Below are 24,322 nucleotides of genomic sequence, written 5' to 3' on the forward strand. Positions count from 1 at the left end.
CTCCGTCCGCATCCTATCGGCGGGCCGCCTGCCGGAATCAGGCGCCCGCCGGACCGGTGGAACCGCCGGGAGGCTGGGGGCTGGTGCCGGTCCCCGGCGTCTCCGTGGTGGCGCTGTCGGTGCTGGAAGACGGTGCCGCCTCGGCGCTTCCGGGCATCGACACCTCCGGCCCCGACAAGGCCGCCTGCAGACGGCTTTCCTGCTCCGGTGAGAGGGAGGAGCGGATCACCCGCCCCCGGAATTGCGACATCTGCGCGAGAACCCTCTCCGGCTGCGCCCGGCGCACGAGGATGAACAGGGCCGAGGTGTTCGGCTGAAGGGCTTCGGAGACGGAGCGGATGAAATCGTCATTGATGCCGTAATCGGCGAGCTTGCCCGACAAGGCCCCCGCCCCCGCGCCGAGGGCGGCCCCCGTGGCGAGGCCGAGCAACGGGTTGAGGAACAGGAGGCCCACCAGCGAGCCCCACATCGCGCCCCAGATGCCGCCGGACGCCGCCCCGGCTCCGACCAGATCGACGCTCTGCTTGAGCCGCAGCTTACCGTCGGGGCTGCGAACGGCGACCACCGCATCCTCCAGATCGATCAGGTACTCGGTCTGCAGGCGGGCCAACTCGTTCAGAGCGCGATCCGCCTCGTGCGGATCCTCGAAGCCAATCACCACAAGCTCGGCCATTCATTCCTCCTCGCTGAATACCGCGCGACCGGTGGTTTCCGCCGCACTCTGGTCGGGATGTCGAACCGGGCCCGCCGACCCGCGCGGACCATGGACCGCCAAGGGACGATCACGGGCACAATCCTCGCGTGTTCAGGGGCTCGACGCCCGAAGTCTCGCCGATGCCGACCGCGGCCTATCCGCTTCGGATTCGGGATGCTCTCCGGGCGTCGCGCATCCGAGAAAAAAGGCGACCGCGGAGGCGACGGCAGCACAGCGGCGCCGATCCAAGCCGCATTCCGGCACAAAATCAGACGATGACACCCGATTTACGGAAACATCTCACGGTGAGCCGCACCATCGTCTGGACCCGACCATCGCCCCACCAACATCTGAGAGTGCATTCCCAATCCTATCTCACAAATCGGCAGCCTCAATTGATCTGCCTCATTGGAAGACTCGGCCGGCGGGCCAAGAAGAGGCTCCGGCGGGGAACGACGGCTTCAACCGTGCGTAGCGCAAGTCTTCGCCCGGCATCCATGCCCGCGACGACGAACCGGTGACCGCCGGATCCGTCACACCGGAACAACGACACCGTCCGCATTCTCGGGAGAAGCGCTATGGCCGGGGCCCGTCCAGGCGAAGAAGGCCGCGAGTTCATCGTCGAAGCGGATGCGTCGGCGGCCTATTGGCACCACCGGCCCGACAACACGCTCCCGCCCCCTGACATGATGGGCGCCTATATGCGCAACCGCCCCGTGCCTCTGCGGCATGTGGCGGGGCGCAAGGCCTGGATCATCGGCGGCGGCATCGCCGGACTGGCGGCGGCCTTCTACATGATCCGCGACGGCGGCATGAAGGGTGAGGACATCACGATCCTCGACGCCCTGACCGTCGAGGGCGGCTCCCTCGACGGTGCCGGCAATCCGGAAGACGGCTACATCATCCGCGGTGGCCGCGAGATGAACTGGAACTACGACAACCTCTGGGACATGTTCCAGGATGTTCAGGCGCTGGAACTGCCGGAGGGCTACAGCGTCCTCGACGAGTACCGGCTCGTCAACGACCGCGATCCCAACTACTCCAAGGCGCGACTCATGCACCAGCAGGGGCAGATTCGCGATTTTTCGCGGTTCGGCCTTACGAAAACCCAGCAGTGGGAGCTGATCCGGCTGCTGCTCAAGCGCAAGGAAGATCTCGACGACATCACGATCGAGCAATATTTCAGCCCAGGCTTTCTCGAGACCAATTTTTGGTTTCTCTGGCGCTCCATGTTCGCCTTCGAGAACTGGCAGAGCCTGCTCGAGATGAAGCTCTACATGCACCGCTTCCTCGATGCGATCGACGGATTGACGGACATGTCGGCGCTCGTCTTTCCAAAGTACAATCAGTACGACAGCTTCGTCCGCCCGCTGGTCAACCACCTCCTGGCCCGCGGTGTGACGGTGCGCTTCGGCGTGCGGGCCACCGATCTGGCGATGCGCGTCGACGGCGACACCCGGACCGTCACGGGCATCCATATCCGGGCGGACGGCAAGGACGAGGTCATTCCGGTCGAGGCGACGGATGTGGTCGTCGCCCTGACCGGCTCGATGACCGAAGGCACGGCCTATGGCGACATGTACCATGCACCGGTCCTCGAACGCGGCCGTCACGATCCGGGCGAGGACAGCGATTGGACGCTCTGGAAGAATCTGGCCGAGAAGTCTCCGATCTTCGGAAAGCCGGCGAAGTTCTACGGCGACACCGAGAAATCGATGTGGGAATCGGTGACGCTGACCTGCGAACCTTCGCCTCTTGTCGAGCGCCTGAAGGAGCTGGCGGTCAATGATCCCTATTCAGGCAAGACCGTGACGGGTGGGATCATCACCTTCACGGATTCGAACTGGGTACTGAGCGTGACCTGCAACCGCCAGCCGCATTTCCCCGGACAACCCGGCGACGTGCTGGTGCTTTGGGCCTACGCGCTCCTGATGGACAAGGACGGAAACCACGTCCGCAAGCCGATGCCGGCCTGTACGGGCCGGGAGATCTTGGACGAGCTCTGCTACCATCTCGGGATCGCCGATCAGTGCGAGGCGGTCGCGGCCAGGACGAAGGTGCGCCTGGCGCTCATGCCCTACATCACCGCGATGTTCATGCCCCGTGCGGCGGGCGACCGGCCGCACGTGGTGCCGAGGGGCTGCACGAATCTGGGCCTGCTGGGCCAGTTCGTCGAAACCTCGAACGACATCGTCTTCACGATGGACAGTTCGATCCGGACCGCGCGGGTCGCCGTCTACACGCTGCTCGGGCTGCCGAAGCAGGTGCCGGACATCAGCCCCGTCCAATACGATATCCGCAACCTTCTCAAGGCGGCGCGGGCCTTGAACAACAACGAGCCCTTCCCCGGCGAACGCCTGCTGCATCGGCTGCTCGGCCGAACCTATTACGCGCATATCCTGCCGCCCCTGCCGGACCTCGAGGGCCCACCCCGCGGGTCGGCTCAGCTCGAGATGAAGCATCTGCTCAGCAAGAGACAGCAGGCGCTGAACGCCATCAGCGCATCCTTCGAGCAGATTCGCGGGCACCTCAAATCGCCGAAATGATCACAGCCCTCTGAGAGCACAGATCGTTACCCCTCCTCCCGAAAGCAGATTATTCGAGCATATTTTTCGCATCCGAAATTCACACCCGACCGACCAAGAGATTTCGCGGATCGACCTGACAACACGAGCTTCGAGACACTCGAGGAGATGCTGATACAACCGGCTCTCCTCTCCACCGTGCGCATCTTCGATGCGACGCCGGCGGCCTTGTTCTGCAGCCCGGCCCGAACTCCGCTCCGGTTTTACCGCCGCCCGACCACGATCTCGCCCCAGAATCGCCGAGTGCCGCCAGCCATTTGGTGAACGACACATTGACCGGCGATGGGAGCGTTACGCCCGCGCCGACAGGGCGGTTCGGGAGCGGAGGCTGCTCCGGAACGTGAATTTGGGCGGCGCAAGCATGGCACATCCTCTCCTCTCATGGGCTCTGCCGACGACGGCCTATCTGAGCGCGGCGCTGATCCTGGCCTCCTCCGCCCCGTTCGGGTCGCTCGGTCTGCCGCCCCGGCACCCTGTCGTGCTGCCGCTCGCGGAAGAGCCGGGGCTGCCAACGGACGTACCGGCCGAAACCGTGGCCCGAGAATTCGTCCAAGAACCCGTTCAGGAAACGGCTCACGTGCCCGGCGGAGCGCCGCCCGCCGCACCGGAGGCTGCGGAGCCTCAGACTATTGCCCTTGCCGAGTGGGAGCCGCAGGCACTGCCCGCGCCGACCGAGGCCCGGTTCGGCATGGCGGCCCTGTTCTGGCTTCCGGCCCCGCCGCAGGAGACCGCGATGGCCCAGCGCGTGCCCCTGCCCGTGCGGCGCCCGCCCGAGCTGAGCGCCCTCGGAGCGGCGGCCGCCCTGCGCCGGGCCGAGCGGCTCGCCGCCCGCCGGACCACCGTGGCGGCCGCGCCGGCCGAGACGGAGGACACCCGCACCTTCTTCGAGAAGTTGCTCGGCGTCGAGAAGCCCGCCTCTCCCGCGCCGGCCCTCGCCTATACGGCCCTGGAGAGCGGCGCCGTCGAGTCGGCCGCCCGCCGGCCGCTCACCGCGCCGAGCCCGATCACGCCGCCAGCCGGCGAAGGCGGCATCGCGGTCTACGACATCAGTGCCCAGAGCGTGGTCCTGCCGAACGGCGAGCGGCTGGAAGCGCATTCCGGTCTCGGTGAGAGCATGGACGACCCGCGCTTCGTCCATCTCAAGATGCGCGGCCCGACGCCGCCGGGCACCTACGACCTGACGGAGCGCGAGGCGCCGTTCCACGGCGTGCGGGCGCTCCGGCTCACGCCGGTCGGCGGCAGTGAGGCGATCTACGGCCGCGTCGGCCTGCTCACCCACACCTATCTGCTCGGCCCCAACGGTGCCTCGAACGGCTGCATCTCGTTCAAGGATTACGACAAGTTCCTGCAGGCCTATCTGCGCGGCGAGATCCGCCGCGTCGTGGTTGTCCCGGGCCGCGGTCGCGATACCAACCCGCTGGTCGCATCGCGATAACGGCGCCCAGCGCCACATATGCTTTCTTTCTGAGAAAAATTAATTCTCTTTACGCTCGATTCTGGCCTGATCTTCGCATAGAGTCCGAGAGGTGCAGGAACCGCGCTGCGGTTTCGGCGCCCGAAGACCAACCCGGCCCGCTCTCGGGCGGGGCGTCGTGTGTATCGGAGTCGTGGCGTATGCGTGTGATCCAACGCGTCCTGGGCAGCCGGTCGGAGGCTGGTCTCGCCGAGCGCCTGCATCACCTCGAGCATCACGGCGCGGTGGACATTCTGCGGGTTCCGAGCGCCGACATGGCCCGGCGCCGCCTCCGGGCGACGACGATAGGCGGCGAGGAGATCGCGCTCGCCCTGCCGCGGGATCAGGCCCTGTTCGATGGGGCCGTGCTCGTCCTCGACGACCATCATGCCCTGATCGCCCGCGTCGGCACCGAGCGCTGGCTGCGGCTCGTGCCGGAGAACGCGGCCGACGCGCTCGAACTCGGCTACCATGCCGGCAACCTGCACTGGCGGGTGCGCTTCGACGGCGGGGCGATCCTCGTGGCGCTAGAGGGACCGGCGGAGGACTACCTCGTGCGCCTCGGCGCACTGGTCACGGAAGGCCGCGTCACCCATTCCGTCGATGCCGCCGAGGTGGGCTGATCGCCTTGCTCGCCGCCCTCACCGCGCTTCAGCAGGCCGACACCGCCTTCCCGAGCGGCAGCTTCGCCTTCTCCAACGGCCTCGAAGGTTTGATCGCGGAAAACCCCGCCTTCGACGAGGCGGCGCTCGCCCGCACCCTCGCGGCCGCCCTGCGCTTCCGCTGGGCCGGCACGGACCGGGTCGCGCTGATCCTCGCCCACCGCGCAGGTCCTGCGATCGAGCGGCTGGCAGTGATCGACGCGGCGGTCGAGGCCGCCTCGCTGTCCGAGCCGATGCGGGTCGGCAGCCGCCGCAACGGCGCCTCGCTGCTCGCCTCGCATGCCCGCCTCGGCACGCCGGGCGCCGCCGAACTGCGCGCGGCCGTGCGGGCGGGCCGGCTGCTCGGACATCTTCCCACGATCCAGGGCGCCCTGTGGCCGGCTCTCGGCCTCGACGAGCCCACCGCGTCGTCCATCTCCGGCTATCTCTTCGCCAGCGGCCTGACCTCGGCCGCGGTGCGGCTCGGCGCCATCGGCGCGATCGAGGCGCAGCGGAGCCTGAGCGGCGCGCTGCCCTTGATCGCCGCGCTTCTGGAACACCCCGTCGCCGAGCCGGAGGGCGAGATCGCGCTCACCGGCTTCACCCCGCTGATCGAGATCGCCGCGATGCGCCAGGCCCAGGCCGAGCTGCGCCTGTTCGCGAACTGACAAGGAGCCGCGCCGATGCTGCTGACGCCGACCGAGATGGAACGGCTCACGATCTTCACCGCCGCCGAACTCGCCCGCAAGCGGCGGGCGCGAGGGCTGAAGCTCAACTACCCCGAGGCGGTGGCGATCATCACCGACGAGATCCTGGAGGGCGCCCGCGACGGGCGCTCCGTGGCCGATCTGATCGGCTGGGGCTCGACCATCCTGACCACCGGCGACGTGATGCCGGGGGTGGCCGCGATGATGCCGATCCTGCAGGTCGAGTGCGTTTTCCCCGACGGCACCAAGCTCGTCACCGTGCACGAGCCGATCCGGCCCGCCGAAGGGGCTGAGCCCGACACCCTCGAACCCGGCGCGATTCTGCCGGCGGAGGGCGAGATCGAACTCGCCGCCGGGCGCCCGCGGGTCACGATTGAGGTCGTCAACACCGGCGACCGGCCGGTGCAGATCGGCTCGCACTACCACTTCTTCGAGGTCAACCGGGCGCTCGATTTCGACCGGGCCAAGGCGCTGGGCTTCCGCCTCGACATCCCGGCGGGCACGGCGGTGCGGTTCGAGCCGGGCCAGCGCAAGACGGTGACGCTCACGGGCTTCGGCGGCGCCAAGGAACTCACCGGCCTCAACAACCTGACGCAGGGCAAGCTCGACTCCGACGCCGTCCGCGCCGACGCGCTGGCCCGCGCCCGGGCCCGCGGCTTCAAGGGCGCCTGAGGGAGACGGAAAAACATGGTCACGATTCCCCGGCGCGATTACGCCGCCCTCTACGGCCCCACCACCGGCGACGGCGTGCGCCTCGCCGATACCTCCCTCGTCGCGGTGGTCGAGCACGACCACGCGGTCTACGGCGACGAGTGCCTGCACGGCGGCGGCAAGACGCTTCGGGATGGCATCGGGCTCGCCCCTGGCGTCACGGCGGCGGAAGGCGCGCTCGACTTCCTCCTGTGCAACGTCCTCGTCATCGATCCGGTGATCGGCATCGTGAAGGGCGATCTCGGCATCAAGGACGGGCGCATCGTGGGGCTCGGCAAGGCCGGCAACCCGGCGATCATGGACGGGGTCGATCCGCGCCTGATCGTCTCGGCCGGCACCACGGTGCGCGATTGCGAGGGGCTGATCGCGACGCCCGGCGCCATCGACGTCCACGTGCACTTCGATTCCGCCGGGTTGCCCGACCACGCCATCGCCTCCGGCATCACCACGCTTCTCGGCGGCTCGCTCGGGCCGATCACCGTCGGCATCGATTCCGGCGGGCCGTTCAACACGGGAAAAATGCTCCAGGCGGCGGAAGCCTGGCCCGTCAATTTCGGCTTTCTGGGGCGCGGCAACACCCACAAGCCGGCGGCCCTGAAGGAACAGCTCGAGACCGGCGTGCTGGGCTTGAAAATCCACGAGGATTGGGGGGCGATGCCGGCGGCGATCGACTCCTGCCTCGCCTTCGCCGACGAGCACGACTTCCAGGTCCAGCTCCACACCGACACGCTCAACGAATCCGGCTTCGTGGAGGATACGCTGGCGGCGATCGGCGGGCGCACGATCCACATGTACCACACGGAAGGCGCCGGCGGCGGGCACGCGCCGGACATCATCCGCGTGGCGGGGCTGCCCCACTGCCTGCCCTCCTCGACGAACCCGACCAATCCCTACACGGTCAACACGTTCGACGAGCACCTCGACATGACGATGGTGTGCCACCACCTCAACCCGGCCCTGCCGGAGGACGTGGCCTTCGCCGAGAGCCGCATCCGGGCGCAGACCATCGCGGCCGAGGACGTCCTGCACGATATCGGCGCGATCTCGATGCTCGGCTCCGACAGCCAGGGCATGGGCCGCATCCACGAGGTGATCTGCCGGACATGGCAGCTCGCCTCCAAGATGAAGGACCAGCGCGGCAGCCTGCCGGAGGAGCGGCCGGGCTTCGGCGACAACGCCCGGATCAAGCGCTACATCGCCAAATACACGATCAACGCCGCGCGCACCTTCGGCATCCACGAGCACATCGGCTCGCTGGAGCCCGGCAAGATGGCCGATATCGTGATCTGGCGCCCGGCCTTCTTCGGCATCAAGCCGGAACTGGTGATCAAGGGCGGCTTCATCGCCTGGGGCGCCATGGGCGATTCCGCCGCCTCGCTGATGACCTGCGAGCCGATGCTGATGCGCCCGCAATGGGGCGCCTTCGGGCTGGCCAAGCAGGGGCTGTCGGCCTGCTTCGTCCATCCGCTGGCGATCGAGGGTGGGCTTCGCGAGAATCTGGGCCTGCGCAAAAGCCTGCTGCCGGCCCGCGGCACTCGCACGCTGACCAAGGCCGACATGCTCTGGAACGACGCCTGCCCGGATATCCGGGTCGATCCGCAGACCTTCGAGGTCTTCGTGGACGGGCAGCTCGCTACCTGCGAGCCCGCGACCGTCCTGCCGCTCGCCCAACGGTACATGCTGCGATGAGTGCCTCCGCTCTCCCCTCCGCTGCCCTGCCCAAGACCGTCACCGCCGCCCGCATCGGCATCGGCGGCCCGGTCGGCTCCGGCAAGACCGCGCTGATCGAGCGGCTGATCCCGGCGCTCCAGGCGCGCGGGGTCGATCTCGCGGTCGTCACCAACGACCTCGTCACCAAGGAGGACGCCGAGCGCCTGCGCCGCTCCGGGCTGATCGATCCGGCCCGGGTCGAGGCGGTGGAAGCGGGTGCCTGCCCGCACACGGTGATCCGCGAGGATCCGACCCTCAACATCGCCGCCGGCGACGATCTGGAGGCGAAGTTTCCCGGGCTCCAGCTCCTGATCTTCGAGTCGGGGGGCGACAACCTCGCCTCGACCTTCTCCCTCGATCTGGTCGATTGGTGGATCTTCGTCATCGACGTGGCGGGCGGCGACGACATCCCGCGCAAGCGCGGGCCGGGCGTGCTGCGCTGCGACCTCCTCGTCATCAACAAGGTCGATCTCGCGCCCCATGTCGGCGTCGATCTCTCCGGGATGCTGGCCGAGGCCGCGCGGGTGCGGGGCGAGAAGCCCGTGGCCGCCACCAATGCCCGCTCCGGCGAGGGCGTGGAGGCGGTGGCCGACGCGATCTGCCGCGCCGTGCTGTTCGCCCCGTGATGGCCCTGTCGCTCGACGGCCTTCCCGAGATGCCCGCCCCGGCCGAGGCGGCCGCCGCACCGGTCGGGCGCCGGGTGCGGGCCTCCCTCGTCTTCGCCCGCGGCGGCGGCACCACCGTGCTGTCGCGGCAGACGGTGCCCTACCCGTTCCACATCACCCGCGCCTTCCGGATGCATCCGGAGAGCCCGGACCTCGCCACGCTCTACCTGCAATCGGCCTCCGGCGGCCTCTACGCCGCCGACCACCTCACCCTCGACATCGCGGCGCGCTCAGGCGCACGGGCCCATGTCACGACCCAGGCCGGCACGGTGGTGCATCGCGGCGGGCCGGAACCGACCCGCCAGGAGACGCGGCTCGCCATCGCGGCCGATGCCCTGCTCGCGCTCAATCCCGATCCGCTGATCCTGTTTCCCGGCGCCCATCTCGCGGTCTCGACCGAGATCACCGCCGAGCCGGGCGCCCGCGCCATCGTCACCGAGAGCGTGGCCTGCCACGATCCCCTCGGCCAGGGTCGGCCCTTCGACCGGCTCGACCTCGGCCTGACGATCCGGACGCCCGAGGGCCGCGCGCTGGTGCGGGAGCGCAGCCGGATCGACGGGGCGGCCTTCACGGCACCGGATTCACCGATGGGCGGCCACCGGGCCTACGGCACGATGGTCGTCCTCGGCGCGCCCGAGGATGCGCGCCTCGCCGGCCCTCTCCTGCGACAGGCCTCGGACGCGGCGGGCTGCCTAACCGGCGTGAGCCCGCTGCCCAACGGGGCGGGCCTCGGCCTGCGCCTGCTCGCGCCGGACGGCGGCGCCCTCTCGGCCGGCATGGAGGCGCTGTTCCGGATCGTGTTCGAAGCCATGAGCGGATGTGCGCCTGGGCGGCGGCGCAAGTAGATATTTTTCCAAAAGGCCAACCAGGCGGCACATCGCAAAGAATATGGGCAGAGCGCCCAGCAATTCCTCTTGATACAAATCGGTTTCCTGAGACGAAATACGGATGGGGGCATTGGTTTCGTCTGGCGGCCGGATGGCCGTCCCTCGAGCCGACCTGCCGGATGACGTTGAAGGATTTCGAGACAACATGCGCTCGCGCGACCAAAACGACGCCCACTTCCATCTCCGCCGCCGCCTGCTCCTCGGCCTTGCCGCCTCACCGCTGCTGGGCGCCTTACCCGGACGCGCCTTCGCCCAGACCGGCGCCGGAGCCCTCGCCGTCACCGACAAGGAGGTGACCGTCGGCATCCTGCACTCGCTGACCGGCACCATGGCGATCTCGGAGACCGGGACGACGCAGGGCGAGAAGCTCGCCATCGAGGAGATCAACGCGGCCGGCGGCGTGCTCGGACGCCAGATCAAGATCATCCAGGAGGACGGCGCCTCCGACTGGCCGACCTTCGCCGAGAAGGCGCGCAAGCTCGTCGTCAACGACCATTGCGCCGCCGTGTTCGGCTGCATGACTTCGGCCTCGCGCAAGGCGGTGCTGCCGGTGTTCGAGCAGTATAACGGCTTGCTGTACTATCCGACCTATTACGAGGGCCTGGAGCAGTCCAAGAACGTGATCTACACCGGGCAGGAGGCGACGCAGCAGACGCTGGCGGGCCTCGACTGGGTCGGCAAGGAGAAGGGCGCGAAGTCCTTCTTCATGGTCGGCTCGGACTACATCTGGCCGCGCACCACCAACAAGATCGCCACCCGGCACATCACCAGCGTGCTGAAGGGGACGGTCGCCGGCGAGGAATACTTCCCGCTCGGTCACACCCAGTTCAACTCCGTCATCAACAAGATCAAGCTCAAGAAGCCCGACGTGATCTTCTCGACCGTCGTCGGCGGCTCGAACGTCGCCTTCTACAAGCAGCTCAAGGCGGCCGGCATCGACCTCAAGAAGCAGACGCTCGTCACCGTCTCGGTCACCGAGGACGAGGTGGACGGCATCGGCGGCGAGAATATCGCCGACGCCTATACCTGCATGAAGTACTTCCAGTCGCTCAAGAATCCGGCCAACGAGAAGTTCGTCGCCGCCTTCAAGAAGCGCTGGGGCGACAAGACCGTCATCGGTGACGCGACGCAGGCGGCGTATCTGAGCCCCTTCCTCTGGAAGGCGGCGGTGGAGAAGGCGGGTTCGTTCGAGATCGACCGGGTGATCGCGGCCTCGCCCGGCATCGAGATGAAGGATGCGCCGGAGGGCTCCGTGAAGATCCACGAGAACCATCACCTCTGGTCGAAGACACGCGTGGCGCGGGCACGGGCGGACGGCCAGTTCGACGTGGTCTACGAGAGCCCCGAGTTGATCGAGCCGAATCCGTTCCCGAAGGGGTATCAGTAGCCCCGGAAGCCCCCTCTCCCCGCAAGCGGGGCGAGGGGACAGGCTCAACCGGTCGTAGGGTCGGGAGCGATCCTAAAGATAGCTCAACCCCGGCCACGCGCTGCGCCGCTTCAGCCGCACCATCCAGAGACAGGCCGGATAGAGGGCGAGCGCGAAGGCCGCCGCGATGGGCCAGATCTGCCACGGCGCACCGGCCTCGACCCGGCCGGATGCGCCGGCAAGGCCGAGGGCGGCGAGGCCGTCGTAGGTCAGGCGCAGGGCCCAGAGATGGGCGAGGTAGAAGAACAGCGGCGCCCCGCCGAAGACGGTGAGCCAGCGCAGGCGCCGCTCCGGCAGGCGCTCGAACAGGGCCAGCAGCAGCAGGCCGGGCCCGAGGGTCGCGAGCAGGAAGTCGGCCGAAGGCGGGTACTTGGTGAGGTTGATGAAGGACAGGGCGCCCGTAACCCCGTCCTTGCCCACCTGCCAGGGATGCGGATCGCCGTAGACGTTGAGGCCGCGCAGGATCAGGAACGCCGCGAGGCTGGCCAGCCCGAGGCCGACGAGGCGTCGGCGGCGCCGGGTTGGATCGACCCCGGGGGCATAGAGCGGCCCGAGCGCGTAGCCCGCCGCGATGACGCCGATCCAGGGCAGAACCGGATAGGAAGTGCGCGCCGCCCCCCAGGGCAGCGGGATCATCCCGCGCTGATGCAGCACCGCCCAGAGCGTGTAGCCCGGTTGATCGGGCGTCAGAACGAGGCCGTCGAGGGCGTTGTGCCCGAGCATGATCGCCAGCGCCGCGCCGATCAGCAGCGGCCGCGGTAGCCAGAGCAGGGCCGCGAGCGCCAGCATGCTGAGCCCGATCGCCCAGATCACCTGAAGATAGAGGACCGGCGGCAGCAGGCTGCCGGTCCAGGCGAGGTTCACCAAGCTCACTTCGAGGGCGATCAGGAACAACCCGCGCTTCAGCAGGAAGGCGGAGGTCGCGGCGCGGCTGCCGTGCTTGTGCCCGTAGAGGCTGGCCGAGAGGCCCGTCAGGAGCAGGAAGACCGGCGCGCAGAGATGCGAGGCGGCCCGCGTCAGGAACAGGCCCGGGGGCGTCGCCGCGAGGTTCACCGGATCGCTCACCTGGGCGTGCAGGTAGAAGAACTCCCGCACGTGATCGACCAGCATCAGGAGCATCACGAGGCCGCGCAGGGCATCGATGGCGCCGATGCGGGTCCGCGAAGCCGATGCGGCGTCCGGCCGAAACCGCATCAGAATCGCACCGTCAGCGTGCCGGTGAAGCGCCGCGGCGAGCCGGGATAGACCCGGAAGCGGTTCAGTGAACTCTCGTAATACGCGGTGTCGAACACGTTCTCGACGTTCAGCCCGAAGCGGAAATTCTCGTAGCGGTAATAGGCGAGCGCATCGACGGCGATGTAGGCCGGCAGGGAGAAGCTGTTGACCGCGTCCGCCGGCCGCTCGCCGACGCCGCGCACGCCGCCGCCGAGCCCGAGCCCCTTCCAGGGGCCGGCCTGCACCTCGTGCACGGCGAGCAGGCTGCCCGAGTGGCGCGGCACGTTGATGAGCGGCGTGCCCACCGGCAGCACGTTGTCCTTGGTCACCGTCGCATCGGCGAAGACGTAGCCCGCCAGCAGCTTGATCTCCGGCGTGATCTGGCCGGCGGCGGTCAATTCGAAGCCCTGGCTGCGCACCCCGCCGGCGGCGAGCGAGAAGGCGCTGTTGTTGGGGTCGGGCGTCAGCACGTTCTGCCGGTCGACGAGGAAGGCCGTGCCGGTGAGCGCCAGCGCGCCGCCGTAGAGGTCGAGCTTGGCCCCGACCTCGTAGCCGATGCCGGTCTCGGGGGCGAACGGGCCGTCGCGGGCCACGGCCGCCGCGTCGGGGCCGATATTCGGCCGGAAGCTCGTGCCGACATTGGTGAAGAGCGCGAGTTCCGGCGTCGGCTGGTAGACGAGGCCCGCCCGCGGGGTCGCCGCGAAATAGGTCTGGTCGACCTGGGAGCGCGGGATGCGCTCGCGGAAGGACTGCCCGAAGAAGTCGAAGCGCACCCCCACCAGTGCCTTCCATTCCGGGCTGAGGCTGATCTGGTCCTGGGCGTAGAGGGCGGTGTTGGTGATCCGCTCGAGGTTGTTGCGCGGGATGGTGATCGGCGGCAGCGGCTGGCCGTAGCGCGGATCGTAGATGTCGATGGCGTAGGGGCTCGTGCGGAAGTTCGAGCGGTTGTAGACGACCCGGCTGTCGGTGCTCTCGCGCTCGAAGCCGAGCAGCATCGTGTGGCCGATGCCGGCGGTGTCGAAGCGCCCGACCACCTCCGCTTGAGCGATTGCCGTGTCCCAGCGGTAGTCGCGCAGGTTGCGGTCGCGCGAGACGGTGCGGTTGTCGGCGGCGATGGCGCGGATCTCGGCGGATTCGCCCTCCAGCGTGCCGGTGTTGAAGTGGGTGGCGAGCCGCATCTGCCAGTCGGCGTTGAAGCGGTGATCGACCCGCACCTGCATGGTGTTGCTGGTCTGGTCGGTGCTCTGGCCCGGCTCGCCGAGGAAGCGTGAGATCGGCAGCAGCCCGAGCCGCCCGTTGATCGCAATGACGCCGCGGTCGAACACGATGCGGTTGCGCAGGAACTCGGTCTCGACGGTGATCCGCGTGTCCGGCGTGATCTGCCAGCTCAGGACGGGGGCGACGAGCAGCCGGTCGCCGTCCACGAAGTCGCGAAAGCTGCCCTGGCGCCCGGCGGCGAGGTTGAAGCGGTAGAGGAGCGTGCCCTCCTCGTTGAGCGCGCCGCCGGAATCGACCGTGCCGCGGAACTGCCCGAACGAGCCCCACAGGCCCCCCATCTCGACGAAGCGCTCCGCGGTCGGCTGCTTGGTGATGATGTTGACGAGGCCGCCCGGATCGCTGCGCCCGAACAGGCCGCCGCCGGGGCCTTTCAGCACCTCGATCCGCTCGACGTTCTGCGTGTCCGGCGGGGGCGGCGTGCCGCGGTTCAGGGGAAAGCCGTTCTTGTAGATCTCGGAGGTGGTCACGCCGCGGATGGCGTAGCTGAACACCGAGAGGCCGCCGAAATTGTTCTGCTGCGCCACACCCGGCGTGTAGTTGAAGACGCGGTCCACGCGGGTGGCGGCGAGATCGGTGATGACCTCCAGCGGCGCCACGGTGACGATCTGGGGCACGTCGCGCTGGGGCGTATCGGTCTTCGTGCTGCTCACCGCGCGGTCGGCGCGGTAGCCCGGCGTCGGGCCGATCAGCCCGATCGTGCCGGCCGCCGCCGTCCGGCCGTCCGGCGCGCCGTTGCCGACACCCTGGCCACGCCCCTCCCCCTCCACCGCCAGCTCGTCCAGGACCACCGAGTCCTGCGCCCGCGCCTCCGGGCCGGGCAGGCCGGCGCAGAGCAGCGCGGCCAGCATCCAGCGTGGGCGCCGGGCCGGCTTCGCATCAGTGACGGCATTCAGGCTCGTCCGAACTCTCACGGGGTGCGCTCTGGCTGTGCGGACGCGAATTCAGGCGGATGCCCGATCGCGAGCGCATGAACATGCACTCGCCGCTCGGGCACGCCGCCGGAACACCCCGCCCGGGAGACATCATCGCGCCGAGGCAGGTCTCCTGGCTCACGGGTCCGCACCTCCGTCCCGGCCTTCCCGGTGCCGCGCACCAGTGACCATCCCTGACAGGGGCTCGCCGCTCACAGTTGCGGGGGCAGCTTCGGCTTCGCCCGGACGCGCTTACCGAATTCCCTCTTAGCCCCGGCTGCATCTGGAGATGCAGCCGGAGAACCTTGGCTATCGCAACTTCGCTGCACTGCGGCGGGGGGTCAACCTGTCGGCCGATGAAATGTAACAACATAACATCGCCTGTGGCAGTCTGGGCACATGTCCCGGCGGCCGATCAGAAGCCGGACCTACGGCCTTCCGACCATCGATGACATCGTCGGCGGCCCGGCCCGGCTCCGGCAATTCGGGGGCGAACGGCTTTTGAACGGATCCGGCTGCGATTTAGGCAAGATTAACCAAGATCCCGTTCAATGACGAAGGCTTAAGGTTGTTCCTTTCCTAATCGGCGAAGCCCTCTCGATTGTCATTCTGGCACATGTCAGCCGGAAACGACGATGGGAGGCCGTGCGGGATCCGCGTTGTCGAGTACCGCCCGCATGGACATCGCCGAGCTCGTCCAGAGTCGCTCCGCCCGGCCCGTCGTCCGCCGTCGGCGCGGGCCGCCTCTCGCGGCGCTCGCGCTCACCGCGCTCGGCGGCCTCGCTCTGGCCGGAATGCTGCAGCCGCAGGATGGCACCGCGCCCGACCCCGCGCGGACCGCCCAGGTCTTGAACGAGGCCGAACCGGCCAATCCCGCACCGGCGGCGTCCGGCACCCTCGCCTGGATGCTCGACCCCGCGCCGGTCCTCGACGGCGCCACCGGCGGCTTCGTCCAGCCGGTTCCGGCGGCCTCCGCTTTCCGGACGCCGACGACGCCCGAGCCGGCCGCGACGCTGGCCGCCCTCCCGGCGGCTCAGATTGCCGAGGTGCCGCCCGCCGTCACGCCGCGCCCGTCCGCGCCGACCGCCCGCGTCGCGCTCACCGTGCCGCTGCCGCTGCGGCGTCCCGAGGAATTCCGCTTCGAGCCGCGGACGCAGACCGCGCAGTCCGCGCAAACCGCCCGCGGGGCGTCGAACCGGGTCGCGGCCGCCTCCGCGGCGCGTGCCTCGGCCGAGCCGACCCGCAGCGTGTTCAGCGCCGCGGTGACCGACGACCGCTCCTTCTTCGAGAAGATGTTCGACCTGCCCGGCTCCTCGGCGCCCGCACCGGCCTCGAACAGGGCGATGGCCTATGCCGGGCTCGACAGCGGCGCCGTCGACTCGGCCGCGCGGCGGCGCGTCGTGCCGGGTCCGGTCTCCGAACCGGGCGTGGCCGTCTACGATATCAGCGCCGCCACCGTGACCCTGCCGAACGGCGAGGTGCTGGAAGCCCATTCCGGCCTCGGCGTCGCCCAGGACAACCCGGACTACGTCCATGTCCGGATGCGCGGCGCCACGCCGCCCGGCGTCTACGATCTGCGGGAGCGCGAGGCGCTGTTCCACGGAGTGCGGGCGATCCGCCTCAATCCCGTCGGCGGCTCCGCCGCCATCCACGGACGCGACGGCATCCTCGCCCACACCTACATGCTGGGCCCGAGCGGCGCCTCCAACGGCTGCGTCGTGTTCAAGAACTACACCCGCTTCCTCCAGGCCTACCTGCGCGGCGAGGTCCGGCGTCTCGTCGTGGTACCCGGCACCGCCCCGGGCATCTTCGCCAGCCGGCGCAGCGCCACGCCGCGCCGCTCGGCCTCCGCAAATTGACGGGATTCCGAAGGGATCATCCCTTTGACCGGGCGCCGAGGTTAGAACCCCGGCGTCCCGTCCATCAGGGCTCCGCCCTGGACCCGCGAACGGGCCGTCCTTTCGCAACCCCGGACGTCAGCCGACCCGTCAGCCGGCCCGTCAGCCCTTGGCGACGGGCTTGATCTTGAGCTGGTCGATCGCCCAGCGCCAGGTGCCGTCCGGTTGCCGACGGGCCGATTCGACCGACAGCGCGCCGTTCGGCAGCCGCGCGAAGGTCAGCGCGAGGTCGCCGTTGCGGATCGCCGGCAGCGTTTCGGGCTCGGGGAAGTCCGACTTGCGGGCCAGCAGATCCGTGTAGAAGCGGCGGATCTCGTCGTGGCCCGTCGCCACGATGTCGCCCGCGGCGACCACGGCCTGCGGCTCGTAAAGGGCGACCAGCCCCTCGGCATCGCCGGCATTGGCCCGCTCGTGGAAGAGCCGGGCCAGATCCTCCGGCTCCCGCGCCACGTCTCGTTCGCTCGCGCTCATCGATGCTCCTCCCGGTTTTCAGGCTCGTTTTCAGGCTTGTCTATTTTAGGCGGTTGCCCTGCCCGTCCCGCACCGCAACCGCCACCGGAACACCGGCCTTGACGCTTTCGGACACGGTGCAGAACTGCTCGAATTGAGCGAGCACCCGGTCGAGCCGGTCCATCGACTCGGCGGGTGCGCCCAGGGCGATGTCGACCTCGATCCCGACGAGGCGCAGGCGGCCCTCGGCGTTGCGCGCCACGCGCCCGATCGCCTCGGCGCTGACGCCGCCGCCCTCCTGCCGGTACTTACCCAACGCGAAGGCGAGGCTCGCGCACAGACAATTGCTCACCGCGGCGATCAGAACCTGCTCCGGCGAGGGACCGGTCCCGCCGCCGATCGGCTCGGGCTCGTCGGTCAGAAGCGGTACGAAGGCTTCGCCGAACTCGATCCGGAAGGCGTAGGCCTCGATCTGCCGGATCTTGATGCTGTGCCTGCCCGACATCCTGGCCTCCTCGCCTCTCTATCAACGGCGCTGTCGCCCCGGCGTTCGAACCGCACTCTGCGCCTTGACCTATAATTCGTATCTGGTATACCAGATGCCAATCGATGAGCCACCGCAAAGAGCGGCCTCGATCCGGGAGCCCTGAAATCGGGGAGGCCCGGAACACGGGAAGCCAAGGAGGCAACGCCTGCCATGACCGAACGCGGCATCCTCGACGGACATCGTTCCTCTCCGCTGGTCGTGCGGCCTCGGGGCTAGCGGCGACACAAGGGGAGGTGGCGGATGGCCCAATCGCAGACCTTCGACACGTCCGGGCTCGTCGCGGCGATCGGCGATGCGGTGGTGATCTCCGACGCGGACGGACGGATCGTCACCTGGAATCCGGCCGCGGAGCGGATCTTCGGCTTCTCGGAAGCCGAGGCCCTCGGCGAGACCCTCGATCTCATCACCCCGGAGCGCCACCGCAAGCGTCACTGGGACGGCTACGCCAAGACGATGCGCACGGGTGAGACCCGCTACGGCACGTCGCTGCTCAAGGTGCCCGCCCTGCACAAGGATGGACGGGCGCTCTCCATCGCCTTCACCGTCGCGCTGCTGCACGGCGCGGACGACGAGGTCACCGGGATCGCCGCGATCATCCGCGACGAGACCGAGCGCTTCCAGGAAGAGCGCAACCTGCGCCGCCGCGTCGCGGAGCTGGAAGAGGCGCTGGGCACGCTGGTCTGCGCCTGAAGTGAGGGCTCGGAAAAAGAGATCCACGGAATTCGGTGATATTAGTAGAAATATTTGTTTCTAGGTTTCCAACAACGACACTCCACAACGAAGTCGAAAGAGGGAGAAAACCAAGATGACCCAGCCGCTCGACGGGATCAGAATCATCGATTTCACGCACGTCCAGGCCGGCCCGGCCTGCACCCAGCTCCTCGCTTGGTTCGGGGCAGACGTGATCAAGGTCGAGCGTCCGGGCTCCGGCGACGTGACGCGCAGCCAGCTCCGCCACGTCGAGGACGCGGATGCGCTCTACTTCACGATGCTCAATTCCAACAAGCGTTCGCTGACGCTCGACACCAAGACGCCTCAGGGCAAGGAAGTCCTGGAGAAGCTGATCCGTGAATCCGACGTGATGGTCGAGAATTTCGGCCCCGGCGCGCTGGACCGTATGGGCTTCACCTGGGCCCGCATCCAGGAGCTGAACCCGGGCATGATCCTCGCCTCGGTGAAGGGCTTCTCCGACGGCCACCACTATGAGGACCTGAAGGTCTACGAGAACGTGGCGCAGTGCGCCGGTGGCGCCGCCTCGACCACCGGCTTCTGGGACGGCCCCCCCACCGTGTCGGCTGCCGCGCTCGGCGACTCGAACACGGGTATGCACCTGGCCATCGGCATCCTCACGGCGCTGCACCAGAAGAACAAGACCGGCAAGGGCCAGAAGGTCGCCGTGTCGATGCAGGACTCGGTGATCAACCTCTGCCGCGTCAAGCTGCGCGACCAGCAGCGCCTCGACGCCATCGGCTACCTCGAGGAGTACCCGCAGTACCCGCACGGCGAGTTCACCGACGTGGTGCCGCGCGGCGGCAATGCGGGCGGCGGCGGCCAGCCGGGCTGGGTGCTCAAGTGCAAGGGCTGGCAGACCGACCCTAACGCCTACATCTACTTCACGATCCAGGGTCACGCCTGGGCCCCGATCTGTAAGGCGCTCAACAAGCCCGAGTGGATCGAAGATCCGGCCTACAACACCCCCCGCGCCCGCCAGGACAAGATCTTCGAGATCTTCGCCTTCATCGAAGACTGGCTGGCCGACAAGACCAAGTTCGAGGCCGTCGACATCCTGCGCAAGTTCGACATCCCCTGCTCGCCGGTCCTCTCCATGAAGGAGATCGCCGCCGATCCGTCGCTGCGCGCCAGCGGCACCATCGTCGAGGTGCAGCACCCGAAACTCGGTTCGTACCTGACCGTCGGAAGCCCGATCAAGTTCTCCGACATGAAGGTCGACATCAAGGCCTCGCCGCTGCTCGGCGAGCACACCGACGAGGTCCTGGCGGGCCTCGGCTATTCCCCCGAGCAGATCGCCGCGATGCATGAGGCCCGCGCGGTCTGACGGGTGACGGCGGGCAGCCCCGATCCCGGACTGCCCGCACTTGATGGCCGCCCCCTTCGGCCATGATTCTCCCGGGACGGGGCATCGCCCCGGGAGCGCTTGACCGGGCACGGCGCCCGGGTTTTTCCTCCTCCGATGACTTTCCCGGGCCGACCCTGTCGGTCCGGGTTTTCCGTCTCGCGCGCCGGCTGCCGCGACGCGCCCTCCCCCCTCGCCTCGAGCCTGCGGTGCCCTGCCGGTGATGCGACTGGTGACGTCCTTCCTACGCCGTATTCTCCCCGATCAGGCGCCCGTCAGCCCACGCGAGCGGGTGCGTGCCGCCTGCGGTGCCCTGGCCGGCCTTCTCGCCACCGGGCTCGTGACCCGCGCCGCACTGGGAACAGGCGCCGAACTGCCGGCGCTGATCGCGCCGATGGGCGCCTCCGCCGTTCTGCTCTTCGCCGTCCCGTCGAGCCCGCTGGCGCAGCCCTGGTCGATCTTCGGCGGCAATCTCGTGGCCTCGCTCGTCGGCGTCACGGCCGGCCTGTTCATCCACGATCCCCTAGTGGCCGCAGCCCTCGCCGGGGCCGGCGCCATCGCGGTGATGATGGCCCTGCGCTGCCTGCACCCGCCGAGCGGCGCGGTGGCGCTCACCGCCGTACTGGGCGGGCCGGCGATCCACGATCTCGGCTACGGCTTCGTGCTGTGGCCGGTGGGCGTGAACACGATCCTGATCCTCGGCGTGGCGATCCTGTTCAACAACCTGACCGGCCGCTCCTACCCGCATGTGGCGCAGACGGCGCCCGCCGTCCCGGCCCCGGCGGGTCGCTTCGGGCTCAGTTCGGCCGACATCGACGCGGCGCTGGAGGATTACGACCAAGTCCTCGATATCGGCCGCGGCGATCTCGAGGCGCTGCTGCGGCGCGCCCAACTCAGCGCCGTCATGCGCCGCTCCGGTCCGACGACCTGCGCCTCGATCCTGACGCGCGACGTGATCGGCATCGCCCCCGACGCCCCTCTGCGGGAAGCACTCGCCCTCTTGCGACGCCACCACATCAAGATGCTGCCCGTCACCGACGAGAGCGCACGGGTGATGGGCGTCCTGACGCAGACCGACCTGATGGACAAGGCGGAGTGGGACGGGCGCGGCCCCCGCCTCGGCCTCGCCCGGCGCTGGCAGCTGACCCTCGGCCGGGGCCGCGCCCCGCATGGCTGTGCCGCCGACGTGATGACCACCGATGTCGAAAGCCTGCGGCCGGAGATGTCCCTCGCCCAGGTCGCGGCGCGGATGGCACAGAGCGGCCACCACCACCTGCCCGTGGTCGGGCAGGAGGGCCGGCTGATGGGCGTCGTCTCGCAGAGTGACCTCGTGGCCGCGCTGCTGAGCGAGGCCGCCGCTCGCAACGACGCGGCCGGCGAGACAGCATCGGCGCAGAGCGTGGAACCGCTGCCCGCGGGCCTCGCCGCCGGCATCGCCTGAGGAGCGGACGCTTCGGCATCGTCCCCGAAAGCCAGATTTCGGGGACGACGCTCCGGCTCAGGCGAAGAAGTCTCCGAGGAAGAAATCGACCGCCTGAGCCACCACGTCCGGATTGTAGGCGTGCGGGCCGTCATACTCGACGTAGGTCAGGTCGTAGCCCGCCCCCTTCAGCAGCCGCGCATGGGTGCGGGCGCTGCGATCGATGCCGATCTGCTCGTCGCGGGTTCCGTGCGACAGGAAGATCTTCGGTGCACCGACCTGCACCTGCACGGACATGAAGCCGGCCGAGGACACGATCAGGTGACTGACCCGGTCGCCGTTGGTAAGGCCGAGCGAGAGGGCGTAGCTGCCGCCGTCGGAATGGCCGGCGAAGGCCAGATGGCCGGGATCGATCAGGAAGCGGTCGGCAACCTCGGCGAGCGCCCGGTCGAGCCGCTCCCGGTCGGGGCCGTTGCCGGCGATGACCAGATCCCATGTCGGATGGAGCGATTGCGGCGCGAGCAGCAGGAAGCCGCGCGCCTTCGCATGCCCCTCCAGCATCGGAAGGATCTTTTCCGCATGCCCGCCGCCGCCGTGGAACAGGACCACGAGGGGGGTCGGCAGGCGCGCATCGATGTGCTCGGGCACGCACAGGACGGCGTCGCGGGTCTCGAACAGGCCGAGTGCGTGGCGCCCGGGGGGAAGCGGCGGCTTCGTCGGCAGCCGCGGCAGGAAGGCGAGGCGGCCGGCGAGGCGGGGATCGAGGGGAGCGGTCGGGTCGAAGGCGGAGGAGGCCACGGGCATCGTTCCTGATGGAGCCCACCACGCTCGTCATGAGGTGCGGCCAAGCGGCCTCGAAGCGGCCTCGAAGCGAGCCTGAACCGGTCTCGTGGGCGCCTGCGGCCGGGTGCGACCGAGCGTGCTTCGAGGCTCCGCTTCGCCTTGCACCTCGGCAGGAGGACGGTGGGTGGTTGATGGAGCCGTGGCGCCGTTCGGCAGCCCCGGCCATGAAACGACGAAGACCGCGGTGCCGGGGCACCGCGGTCCTCTCAAGGCGCGAAGGCCGCCCTTACTTCTTCTTCAGCGTGCTCTGCGGGTTGAGACTGCCGATGTTGCCGCTCTCGCTGCCGGCGGCCGGATCGATGACCGCGTTGATGAGCGTCGGCTTGCCGGAATCCATCGCCGCGTCGACCGCCCGCTTCAGCTCGTCCGGCGTGGTGACGTTCACACCGACGCCGCCGAAGGCCTCCATCATCTTGTCGTAACGGGAATCCTTGACGAAGACGGTGGTGCCGGGATCGCGGCCGGTCGGGTCGATGTCGGTGCCGCGATAGATGCCGTTGTTGTTGAAGATCACGATGCAGACCGGCAGCTCGTAGCGGCAGATGGTCTCCACCTCCATGCCGGAGAAGCCGAAGGCCGAGTCGCCCTCGACCGCCAGCACCGGCTTGCCGGTCTCGACGGCCGCCGCGACGGCAAAGCCCATGCCGATGCCCATCACGCCCCAGGTGCCGACGTCCAGGCGCTTGCGCGGCTGGTACATGTCGATGATGCCGCGGGCGAGATCGAGAGTGTTGGCGCCCTCGTTGACGAGGATCGCGTCGGGTCGCTCCTTGATGACGGTGCGCAGGGCACCGAGGGCCGAGTGGAAGCACATCGGCGAGGTGTTCTTCATCAGCTTCGGGGCCATCTTGGCGATGTTGGCCTCGCGCTTCGAGCGGATGGTCTCGAGCCAGGCCGAGGGCGCGCCCTTCCAGTCCTTGCGGATGCCTTCGAGCAGCGCCTCGACGCAGGAGCCGATATCGCCCACCACCGGGGCGACGATCTCGACGTTCGAGTCCATCTCGCGCGGCTCGATGTCGATCTGGATGAAGCGCTTCGAGCCGGGCTCGCCCCAGGTCTTGCCCTTGCCGTGGGAGAGCAGCCAGTTGAGGCGGGCGCCCACCAGCAGCACGACGTCGGAATCCTTGAGCGCGGTGGAGCGCGCCGCGCCGGCCGAGAGCGGGTGGGTGTCGGGCAGGAGACCCTTGGCCATGCTCATCGGCACGTAGGGGATGCCGCTCTCCTCGACCAGCGCGCGCACCGCCTCGTCGGCCTGGGCATAGGCCGCGCCCTTGCCGAGGATGATGAGCGGACGCTCGGCCGACTTCAGCACGTCCAGCGCCCGGGCGATGGCGGACGGAGCCGGGAGCTGGGCCGGGGCCGCATCGATCACCTTGACCAGCGACTTGGCGCCGAGGCTTGCGTCGATGACCTGCGAGAACAGCTTGGCGGGCAGATCGAGGTAGACGCCGCCGGGACGGCCGGAGACCGCAGCGCGGATCGCGCGGGCCACGCCGATGCCGATATCAGCGGCGTGCAGCACGCGGAAGGCGGCCTTGCAGAGCGGCTTGGCGATGGCGAGCTGATCCATCTCCTCGTAGTCGCCCTGCTGCAGATCGACGATCTCGCGCTCGGAGGAGCCGGAGATCAGGATCATCGGGAAGCAGTTGGTGGTGGCGTTGGCGAGCGCGGTCAGGCCGTTGAGGAAGCCCGGCGCCGAGACCGTAAGGCAGATGCCCGGCTTCTTGGTGAGGAAGCCGGCGATGGCGGCGGCGTTGCCGGCGTTCTGCTCGTGGCGGAAGGAGATGACGCGCATGCCCTCGGCCTGGGCGAGACGCCCGAGATCGGTGATCGGGATGCCGGGCACGTTGTAGATCGTCTCGATGCCGTTGAGCTTGAGCGCGTCGATGACGAGGTGGAAGCCGTCGGTCAGCTCCGCTTCCTCATGGGGCACGGCGCCCGCGGTGATCGCGTCGATGTTCTGGGCCTGGACGGTCATGCGGCGTTCTCCCTTTTGGTGCGGATGCTGTTGTCCGGCGCGGGACCCGGTGGCGTTGGGCCGGACGCTTTTCGCGGCTCTGATGGCGCCTTCCGCGGCGCACGGACCGTTCGGGGAACGGCCGGTCTTGTTGCGACGGATCTGGCATACCAAATACCAAATGGTCGGTCAAACGGAACCGGCACTTTTCTTCCAGCGCGTCGCGTGCGTCGCAGCGGCTTCGGGACGA

At 68.8% G+C, this 24,322-nt stretch carries 20 protein-coding genes and 1 riboswitch; of the genes, 13 read left to right on the plus strand and 7 right to left on the minus strand.

The annotated features are described in order from the left end of the window. Nucleotides 1–37: 37 nt before the first annotated feature. Nucleotides 38–673: a DUF1269 domain-containing protein gene (locus MPPM_RS05645; protein WP_096484206.1), complete on the minus strand. Its 636-nt coding sequence runs from the start codon at nucleotides 671–673 to the stop codon at nucleotides 38–40. A gap of 599 nt (nucleotides 674–1,272) precedes the next feature. Between MPPM_RS05645 and MPPM_RS05650 the strand changes: the two genes are divergently transcribed. The 9 genes from MPPM_RS05650 (at nucleotide 1,273) to urtA (ending at nucleotide 11,440) form a co-directional block, all read left to right on the plus strand. Then, the gene (locus tag MPPM_RS05650; protein WP_096484207.1) at nucleotides 1,273–3,240 is read left to right on the plus strand and encodes an oleate hydratase; all 1,968 of its coding nucleotides are present in this window, start codon (nucleotides 1,273–1,275) and stop codon (nucleotides 3,238–3,240) included. Nucleotides 3,241–3,640: 400 nt separating this feature from the next. Next, on the plus strand, nucleotides 3,641–4,714 hold the full coding sequence (locus MPPM_RS05655) for a DUF2778 domain-containing protein (RefSeq protein WP_096484208.1): 1,074 nt from the start codon (nucleotides 3,641–3,643) through the stop codon (nucleotides 4,712–4,714). Nucleotides 4,715–4,893: 179 nt separating this feature from the next. Beyond that, nucleotides 4,894–5,355: an urease accessory protein UreE gene (ureE, locus tag MPPM_RS05660; RefSeq protein WP_096484209.1), complete on the plus strand. Its 462-nt coding sequence runs from the start codon at nucleotides 4,894–4,896 to the stop codon at nucleotides 5,353–5,355. Nucleotides 5,356–5,360: 5 nt separating this feature from the next. Next, the gene (locus MPPM_RS05665) at nucleotides 5,361–6,041 is read left to right on the plus strand and encodes an urease accessory protein UreF (RefSeq protein ID WP_096484210.1); all 681 of its coding nucleotides are present in this window, start codon (nucleotides 5,361–5,363) and stop codon (nucleotides 6,039–6,041) included. A 15-nt stretch (nucleotides 6,042–6,056) separates the two neighbouring features. Further along, nucleotides 6,057–6,752 (plus strand): urease subunit gamma, encoded by a 696-nt coding sequence (locus tag MPPM_RS05670; protein WP_096484211.1) that lies wholly within the window; start codon nucleotides 6,057–6,059, stop codon nucleotides 6,750–6,752. Between the two features lie 15 nt (nucleotides 6,753–6,767). Next, nucleotides 6,768–8,480, plus strand: a complete 1,713-nt coding sequence (ureC, locus tag MPPM_RS05675) for an urease subunit alpha (protein WP_096484212.1) — start codon at nucleotides 6,768–6,770, stop codon at nucleotides 8,478–8,480. Further along, nucleotides 8,477–9,127, plus strand: a complete 651-nt coding sequence (gene ureG, locus MPPM_RS05680) for an urease accessory protein UreG (protein ID WP_096484213.1) — start codon at nucleotides 8,477–8,479, stop codon at nucleotides 9,125–9,127. Before ureC ends, ureG begins: the two co-directional genes overlap by 4 nt. Continuing rightward, on the plus strand, nucleotides 9,127–10,011 hold the full coding sequence (locus MPPM_RS05685; protein ID WP_096484214.1) for an urease accessory protein UreD: 885 nt from the start codon (nucleotides 9,127–9,129) through the stop codon (nucleotides 10,009–10,011). The genes ureG and MPPM_RS05685 overlap by 1 nt, the downstream gene beginning before the upstream one ends. A 187-nt stretch (nucleotides 10,012–10,198) precedes the next feature. After that, complete coding sequence (gene urtA, locus MPPM_RS05690) at nucleotides 10,199–11,440, plus strand: urea ABC transporter substrate-binding protein (protein WP_096484215.1); 1,242 nt, start codon at nucleotides 10,199–10,201, stop codon at nucleotides 11,438–11,440. 72 nt (nucleotides 11,441–11,512) lie between these two features. Here urtA and MPPM_RS05695 read toward each other — a convergent pair whose 3' ends face one another. Then, nucleotides 11,513–12,673: an acetyltransferase domain-containing protein gene (locus tag MPPM_RS05695; RefSeq protein WP_096484216.1), complete on the minus strand. Its 1,161-nt coding sequence runs from the start codon at nucleotides 12,671–12,673 to the stop codon at nucleotides 11,513–11,515. Further along, a complete protein-coding gene (locus MPPM_RS05700) occupies nucleotides 12,673–14,883 on the minus strand; it encodes a TonB-dependent siderophore receptor (protein ID WP_096484217.1) in 2,211 nt (736 codons plus the stop codon). The genes MPPM_RS05695 and MPPM_RS05700 overlap by 1 nt, the downstream gene beginning before the upstream one ends. Nucleotides 14,884–14,989: 106 nt before the next feature. Next, nucleotides 14,990–15,206: riboswitch (cobalamin riboswitch) on the minus strand. Nucleotides 15,207–15,560: 354 nt separating this feature from the next. Between MPPM_RS05700 and MPPM_RS05705 the strand changes: the two genes are divergently transcribed. Then, nucleotides 15,561–16,742 carry a DUF2778 domain-containing protein gene (locus tag MPPM_RS05705; RefSeq protein ID WP_096484218.1) on the plus strand — a complete coding sequence of 394 codons (1,182 nt, stop codon included), beginning with the start codon at nucleotides 15,561–15,563 and terminating at the stop codon, nucleotides 16,740–16,742. A 141-nt stretch (nucleotides 16,743–16,883) separates the two neighbouring features. Here MPPM_RS05705 and MPPM_RS05710 read toward each other — a convergent pair whose 3' ends face one another. Continuing rightward, nucleotides 16,884–17,252, minus strand: coding sequence for a YybH family protein (locus MPPM_RS05710; RefSeq protein ID WP_096484219.1), 369 nt, complete (start codon nucleotides 17,250–17,252; stop codon nucleotides 16,884–16,886). Nucleotides 17,253–17,292: 40 nt separating this feature from the next. After that, complete coding sequence (locus MPPM_RS05715) at nucleotides 17,293–17,736, minus strand: OsmC family protein (RefSeq protein ID WP_096484220.1); 444 nt, start codon at nucleotides 17,734–17,736, stop codon at nucleotides 17,293–17,295. A 282-nt stretch (nucleotides 17,737–18,018) separates the two neighbouring features. Between MPPM_RS05715 and MPPM_RS05725 the strand changes: the two genes are divergently transcribed. The 3 genes from MPPM_RS05725 (at nucleotide 18,019) to MPPM_RS05735 (ending at nucleotide 21,293) form a co-directional block, all read left to right on the plus strand. Next, on the plus strand, nucleotides 18,019–18,468 hold the full coding sequence (locus tag MPPM_RS05725; RefSeq protein ID WP_096484221.1) for a PAS domain-containing protein: 450 nt from the start codon (nucleotides 18,019–18,021) through the stop codon (nucleotides 18,466–18,468). 115 nt (nucleotides 18,469–18,583) lie between these two features. Further along, the gene (gene frc, locus MPPM_RS05730; protein ID WP_096484222.1) at nucleotides 18,584–19,834 is read left to right on the plus strand and encodes a formyl-CoA transferase; all 1,251 of its coding nucleotides are present in this window, start codon (nucleotides 18,584–18,586) and stop codon (nucleotides 19,832–19,834) included. 250 nt (nucleotides 19,835–20,084) lie between these two features. Next, the gene (locus tag MPPM_RS05735) at nucleotides 20,085–21,293 is read left to right on the plus strand and encodes an HPP family protein (RefSeq protein WP_244573477.1); all 1,209 of its coding nucleotides are present in this window, start codon (nucleotides 20,085–20,087) and stop codon (nucleotides 21,291–21,293) included. Between the two features lie 57 nt (nucleotides 21,294–21,350). Here the strand turns inward: MPPM_RS05735 and MPPM_RS05740 are convergent, their stop codons facing one another. Further along, entirely contained in the window at nucleotides 21,351–22,070 is a 720-nt protein-coding gene (locus tag MPPM_RS05740; protein WP_096487741.1) for an alpha/beta hydrolase, read from the minus strand. 271 nt (nucleotides 22,071–22,341) lie between these two features. Beyond that, complete coding sequence (gene oxc, locus MPPM_RS05745) at nucleotides 22,342–24,093, minus strand: oxalyl-CoA decarboxylase (RefSeq protein WP_096484224.1); 1,752 nt, start codon at nucleotides 24,091–24,093, stop codon at nucleotides 22,342–22,344. Nucleotides 24,094–24,322: the final 229 nt, after the last annotated feature.

It is taken from the genome of Methylorubrum populi, from assembly GCF_002355515.1.
GTDB lineage: Bacteria > Pseudomonadota > Alphaproteobacteria > Rhizobiales > Beijerinckiaceae > Methylobacterium > Methylobacterium populi_A.